The following is a 6,260-nucleotide window of genomic DNA, read 5'->3' on the forward strand; positions in this document are numbered from 1 at the left end:
AAACGAATTCTTTTGGTCAACGGTCGACCGATTCCCAATATCGATGGTAAAACGGATACGTTGCTGATTACTTTCCGGGATATCACCGAATATCGCACCGCAAAAGGAGAAATCATGCGCCTGAACTCGGTTTTAGTCGAGTATAACGCCCTTCTAATGGCAACCAACAACGAATTGGAAGCTTTCACATATTCCGCCTCGCATGACCTGCGTGCACCTTTGAGGGCGATGCACGGTTTCAGTAAGATTTTGCTGGATGAGTTTTCCGAAAATTTTAACGATACCGGACGTCATTATCTCGAACGGATTTCCGTCAATGCAGAACAGATGACTAATTTAATCGATGATCTTCTCAGATTGTCCCGCATAACAAAAACGGAAGTGGGAAAATCTGATGTCAATTTGAGCGAAATGGCCAGACAATTTGGCGAAGAGCTTCAAAACAGATATCCTGAGCGCGAGGTCGAATTCAGGATAGAAAACGACATTGTGGTTCAGGGGGACCGGAGGCTTTTGCAACAGGCAATAGAAAACCTCCTTCAAAATGCCTGGAAGTTCACTCGTGAAGAAGACAATGCAGTAATTGAATTCGGATGCATCCGTAGTGGCGATAGGGAAGAATACTATGTCCGGGATAATGGTGCCGGATTCGACAATGATAAATCTGAAGAGATGTTCAAGCCGTTTACCCGTCTGCACAGTTCAGAACATTTCAGTGGGACGGGAATAGGTCTTTCACTCGTGCAACGAATAATCCAGCGCCACGGCGGGGAGGTTCGTGCAGAAGGCAAAGCCGGAGAAGGAGCGGTTATATATTTTTCTTTGAAATAGGTATACAGTTATGCGATTCAATTCAAAAAATGTTCTCTTAGTGGAAGACAACCAGGATGATGCCGAGCTGATAATCCGTACGCTCAAAAAAAGCAGGATTGCGAATCAGATAAACTGGGTAAGTTCCGGCGAGGAAGCACTCGATTTTATTGATGATATTGAGAATGGTTTGCCAACCCTGATACTTTTGGACTTAAAACTGCCTGGAATCAACGGTGATGAAGTTCTGAAGGGTATCCGGGACAGGTCTAAAAGCCGAAGCATTCCGGTTGTGCTCCTGACTTCATCTGATGATACTGAAGATATCAATAAAATATATGAGCTCGGAGTCAACAGCTATATCGTGAAGCCGGTCAGTTTCGAGAAATTCGCCAACGCAATTGAACAACTCGGTATGTACTGGCTGGTATTGAATGAATATAAAGAATAAAGGCCGGAGAGAATATAAATGAAAGAAAGCGTCAATATCCTGGTCATCGAGGACTCCAAAGATGATTTGGAGTTAATAATAAAAAACTTTGAAGATTCAGGGCTGGTTTTTACGCACAAACGAGTCCAGACCGAGCGAAGCCTGAAATCCGCCCTCATAGCCAACAGCTGGGATATCGTGATATCCGATTATGTCATGCCCTCCTTCGATGGGCTGACAGCCTACGAGATCGTCCGTGAGCACGACGCAGACCTGCCGTTTATCATAGTTTCCGGTAAAATAGGTGAAGAGCAAGCTGTGGAGGCAATGCGTCTGGGTGTCAATGATTATTTAATGAAGGGAAACCTGAATCGTCTGGTGCCGGCTATCGAACGAGAGATCGCAGATGCAGAAATCCGCAGAGAACACCGCCGGTTAGATGAAGAGAGCAGAAAGTACCAGAGAAGACATCGCACAGTGATCGAAAATGCCAGCGAGGGGATCGCGGTTATCAGGCAGGGCAAATTTGTAATGGTCAACCCGAAAGTGGTCGAGGTGCTGGGTGTCAGCGAGGATGACCTGCTTGACCGGCCGGTGGACCAGTTTATCCATCCTGACGACCGCAGAAAGGTCGTTGATTTTTACAAACGCCGAATGAAGGGAGAGGCTGCGCCCCTGATTTATTCTTTCAGGATCGAGGACAAACATGGACGCCTGGCCTGGATTGAAAACCGGGTCGTGGTGGTCAACTGGGAGGGCGAACCGGCGACTCTCAACTTTATGGCCGATATAACCGAGCATATAGAGACCGAAAAGATGCTCCGTGAAACTACCCGTCAGCTCGAAGCTGAAAGAGAGGACCTGTACAAGAAAAATATTGCGCTGGAGGAAGTTTTAAGCCGCATTGAAAGCGAAAAGGAGAATCTCAAGCAGAGGATCGCTGAAAATATAGATAACCGCGTCAGAAACACTCTGCGTCGCCTGCACGAAATTGCTCCGCCTGACCTGAGACCGTTTATTGAAATCCTAGACAGAGATTTAGACGAGATTGCCTCGCCGTTTCTGGACAAGATAAAATCGCGCCAGGCCCGTCTTTCCCCGCGTGAACTGGAGATCTGCTACATGATCAAAAACGGGATGCGCTCCAAGGAAATCGCCGATTTTTTAAATATCAGCCTGGCCACCGTTCATAAACACAGGGAGCTGATCCGACGCAAGTTCGAACTGGTCGGAAGCGACAATAACCTCTCCTCCTTTTTGCAGAGCATGGAATAGCTCTTTACAAAAGCCCTTTCCTCACTTCGACAAATTGGAATCTACGATCTTGTTTCGTAATATCAATACGTATTTTATATGTATTTAAGTAATATTGCGCTTTGTCTGCAAATCGATATATAACTAAATAGAAATTTATAGTCGCAAAGTCAATATCAGGAGGTCTTTATGGATAGAGAATACCAGGACAGCCTGGGTCTCATACTCGACCGGATAAATGACTGCCAGGGAGAAATAATGAGGATTGAAGCTGAAGCGCGTGATTTGAGCAGAACAAAGCTCAAGTTGGTTTGCTCCAAAATCGGCAGACTTCAGACAGAAATCGAGCAGATGAAGGAAGATTTCGTCAGGTTGCGCTGGCAACAGCAGAAACAGTTTATCGATCTCGAGGATCATATCGAAAACACAAGCCATGAACTCAATCGAGTGTTAATGACTGCAGTTGCAAAATTCAAAGACAGCCGGAGCAACTCTGCGGTCATATTTTCCGAGCCTGTAAATGACGGTATAGGTTCATCGCGTGACAGATGATGTTTACTGACAGGAAAATGATATTCCCCGCACCCATGCACCCGCAAATTACATGCAATAGTGAGATGATAATATAGTCTTTTCAAGCGAGGTGAAGGCAGATGTTAGATGATCTGGCAAAGACAAAGAGACGTCAGAGGTTAGTGAACGATTTCTCGATGCGTTTCAAGAATTCCGATTCGATTCTGGAAGTCCGCGATCAGAAAGGCTCGGTTATATTGCGTGATAAAGGGGCTTTGCAGGCTATCAGGGCTGATGATCGCTTTGAGGACGTGATTACAGTTACCCTCAGAGATTCAACCGGCCTGGAGAACTATCATAACCTCGGAAAAATCGATGATGTCTCCCTTGAATTGACCGACCGGGACGAACGCAAGTCGCTCTGGTTCGAGGCCGATGACGGCGCGATTGCTATACTGAAGATCAATTAACGCATGAGTTACAATAAGTTATGTTTTTGTGGCTGTTTTTGAGCTGGGCTTGGTTTATGATTCGGGCATAATTCGAAAAATATTTTAAAATTGTAAGAAATATTTTAAACTTTTGCCGATAAATATTGTATATTAACACTGAACATTGATTTGAGACCGACCTTTATCGCAGTCTTGTCCTAAACCCACAACTCTCCGCTAAAGAGAAACCTCGAATTGACGCGCAATCGTGCGCACCTTTTTATTATTGTCTCGAGAGGTTCCAGTATTCTGGAAAACAGTTAAGTTCGAGATGAACAACTACGGAGTGTAGGATGAATATCTACATCGGAAACTTGTCGTTCGATACGACAGAAGATCAGCTTCGCCAGTCCTTTGAGGAATATGGCAATGTGTCAACCGTCAATATCATTGCTGACAAATACAGCGGGAAGTCGAGAGGCTTCGCGTTTGTGGAAATGTCAACAAAGGACGAAGCCATGAAAGCCATTAGTGGCCTCAATGGTCATGAAATCGACGGACGTGCCCTCAATGTCAGCGAAGCGAAACCGCGAAAAGATAATGGAAATCGCGGAGGTGGCGGTTATCGCAACTCTTATTAAGAAGAGTGACTGAGTTAGAAATAGTCAATTCAGTATCTGATCGATAAAAAAAGAGAAACCGGTTTTAAACCGGTTTCTTTTTTTGCCAAATCCGGGCTAATCCGGGCAACCTGTTTTGATTGTCATAAGAATTCCGCTTACTATTAAAATCGAGGCCAGAAGCGTTCGCAAATTGAGTATTTCATCCAGTAAAAAAGCTCCCCCGATGACAACCAGAAGCGGGACCGCGAGTTGTGAAACGGAAGCGACTGTTGTGCTGATACGGGGCAGGGTAATGTACCAGATAACATATCCCGCGCCCGATGCGAACGCGCCTGAGAGCACTGCCAGAAGCAATCCCCCGCCGGAGATAAGATATCCGTCAGTATTAAATAAGCCAGAAGCTATGACCAGCCCCGAGATAAAAACTGCCGGAAGCGTAAACAAAAAATTACGCGCGGTAGATAAAACCGGAGATTTGCGGGTCTGCCCCAGAAGTGAATAAAGCCCCCATGAAACTCCCGCTATCGCCATCATGACACTACCCGCAAGCGACGGCGCCTCCAGGCCGGGCCAGAGCAGGCAGACCAGGCCTGCCAGCGAGATCACTATACCCGTCCATGCCAGAAGTGACGGCCTGTCACCCCGGACAACCGATATCCCGATCATGGTTACCTGGACTGTGGCGAAGAGGATCAGGGCTCCGCTTCCAGCCTCCAGGCGAAGATAGGCGAGAGAAAAAAACAGCGCGTAGCAAAACAGCGTTACTGCGCCGTAAATGTCCGTTATCCTGAACCTGAAAACACTGCTCCTGGTCAGTTGATCAGTAGCAGATCTGGATTTTAACCTGCGAGCGAAAATTAACAACGGTAGTAGCATAACGACACCCGCTGACAGCCGTATGAGAGTGAATTCAACCGGCCCGGCTAATTTGTAGTCAAGCGCGATCCGGCATAGAATCGAATTAGCCGCGAATGCGATCAGGGTTGTGATAAGCAGTATAAAAGTTGTAAGTTTCATTGATTACATCGATTTTGAGAACTACGGATTCAGTGCAATAAACAAAATCAATACTGCCCGGGGAAGCTTTATCTTTAGCCCCGGTTTTCGATCAACTTTGTGAAGAATCCAGGTGTTTCTATGAATTCAGGCAATAGTTAGAAGATATCGCTGATCCCTGAAGAGCATCGATGCGGCAGATCGATATTGATAAAAGTGGTAGCGGTCCCGTCAAAAACTGTAACGGGGCGGTGTGCTACTACGGCTTCGTAATTGGGGTCTCATTCAGCATTGTTAAAGTTAATCAGTCAATATACAGGATAAGTATCGGCAGAATAAAAACCGACCGGATATGCTGTTAAACCTTTCGTCTAATCAGTTTCAGTCCATCGCGTCGACAAAACCGTACCAGCTTTTAAATTCAGGTTTGACAATATATCTATGTGGCGCGGGGAATCAAGCTGAAATCTAGATTTTGCAGATAAAAAGACTGTTTAAAATCTGATGTTACCGGTAAATTTCTGAAGTTACATTTAATGGTTTTCACAGCTGGTTTTTCATCTTCTCATAGTAGTCCTTCAGATGGTGATTGCCGTACATGGGAGCGACCATGTCCTGTGTCAGAACCGTCAAGAAGAATTCAAGGGGGCCATAGGTTTTCAGCGATGTAAATGTTCTCAGAAAAATAAGAGCAATGCTTTTTATCCATAATGGTATCCGGGCTATTTTTTGGGGCTTACCGAAAACATTGAAAGCAGTCTTCAGGACTTCATTGTGTGTCAATATGTCCGGTCCACCGACCTCGACGATTTGTTTACCGGTACTTGTTTGCTCCACACAGAATTCAGCCAGATCTTCACCGTGGATAGGGTTGACCCTGTAATCGCCACTACCGAAAACATAGCCCTTGCCTTTTTGGGCCATTTTCAGGTATTCAAGCATGTCGGAGAAGAAACCATTGGTGCGAACGATAGAGTAATTAAGCCCGGAACCAATCAGCTCATTTTCGAACTTCAATTTCGCCTGCAGAATTTTCAATATCCTGTTTTGGCTATTATGCAATGCCGATATGTAAATGAATTTGGAGACACTGTGATTGACAGCTTCTTTAAGCAGGTTGTAATTTCCCCGATAATCGACATCCATATAGGAGAGGTTGTCCTTTTGTCTGGTAATCCCAATGGATGATATCACGATGTCAAT

General features: G+C 45.4%; 8 protein-coding genes. 6 read left to right on the top strand and 2 right to left on the bottom strand.

What is annotated here, in order from left to right:
- The 6 genes from GF404_09095 to GF404_09120 form a co-directional block, all read left to right on the top strand.
- The coding region (locus GF404_09095; protein ID MBD3382339.1) for a hypothetical protein at window positions 1–831 on the top strand (831 nt) is incomplete at its 5' end.
- A 10-nt stretch (window positions 832–841) separates the two neighbouring features.
- Window positions 842–1,261, top strand: a complete 420-nt coding sequence (locus GF404_09100) for a response regulator (protein MBD3382340.1) — start codon at window positions 842–844, stop codon at window positions 1,259–1,261.
- A gap of 18 nt (window positions 1,262–1,279) precedes the next feature.
- On the top strand, window positions 1,280–2,515 hold the full coding sequence (locus GF404_09105; GenBank protein MBD3382341.1) for a PAS domain S-box protein: 1,236 nt from the start codon (window positions 1,280–1,282) through the stop codon (window positions 2,513–2,515).
- A 168-nt stretch (window positions 2,516–2,683) separates the two neighbouring features.
- Complete coding sequence (locus GF404_09110; GenBank protein MBD3382342.1) at window positions 2,684–3,046, top strand: hypothetical protein; 363 nt, start codon at window positions 2,684–2,686, stop codon at window positions 3,044–3,046.
- 101 nt (window positions 3,047–3,147) lie between these two features.
- A complete protein-coding gene (locus GF404_09115) occupies window positions 3,148–3,477 on the top strand; it encodes a hypothetical protein (GenBank protein MBD3382343.1) in 330 nt (109 codons plus the stop codon).
- A gap of 314 nt (window positions 3,478–3,791) precedes the next feature.
- Window positions 3,792–4,079 carry an RNA-binding protein gene (locus tag GF404_09120; protein ID MBD3382344.1) on the top strand — a complete coding sequence of 96 codons (288 nt, stop codon included), beginning with the start codon at window positions 3,792–3,794 and terminating at the stop codon, window positions 4,077–4,079.
- A 96-nt stretch (window positions 4,080–4,175) separates the two neighbouring features.
- Here GF404_09120 and GF404_09125 read toward each other — a convergent pair whose 3' ends face one another.
- Entirely contained in the window at window positions 4,176–5,078 is a 903-nt protein-coding gene (locus tag GF404_09125; protein ID MBD3382345.1) for an EamA family transporter, read from the bottom strand.
- A gap of 522 nt (window positions 5,079–5,600) precedes the next feature.
- Window positions 5,601–6,260, bottom strand: a complete 660-nt coding sequence (locus GF404_09130; GenBank protein MBD3382346.1) for an NAD(P)H-binding protein — start codon at window positions 6,258–6,260, stop codon at window positions 5,601–5,603.

This window comes from Candidatus Zixiibacteriota bacterium (genome assembly GCA_014728145.1).
Taxonomy (GTDB): Bacteria; Zixibacteria; MSB-5A5; order JAABVY01; family JAABVY01; genus WJMC01.

What these genes read in the sequence shown, in the direction of transcription:
- GF404_09100 (MBD3382340.1), top strand. Translation starts at nt 842, where the DNA reads ATGCGATTCAATTCAAAAAATGTTCTCTTAGTGGAAGACAACCAGGAT.
- GF404_09105 (MBD3382341.1), top strand. Translation starts at nt 1,280, where the DNA reads ATGAAAGAAAGCGTCAATATCCTGGTCATCGAGGACTCCAAAGATGAT.
- GF404_09110 (MBD3382342.1), top strand. Translation starts at nt 2,684, where the DNA reads ATGGATAGAGAATACCAGGACAGCCTGGGTCTCATACTCGACCGGATA.
- GF404_09115 (MBD3382343.1), top strand. Translation starts at nt 3,148, where the DNA reads ATGTTAGATGATCTGGCAAAGACAAAGAGACGTCAGAGGTTAGTGAAC.
- GF404_09120 (MBD3382344.1), top strand. Translation starts at nt 3,792, where the DNA reads ATGAATATCTACATCGGAAACTTGTCGTTCGATACGACAGAAGATCAG.
- GF404_09125 (MBD3382345.1), bottom strand. Translation starts at nt 5,078, where the DNA reads ATGAAACTTACAACTTTTATACTGCTTATCACAACCCTGATCGCATTC.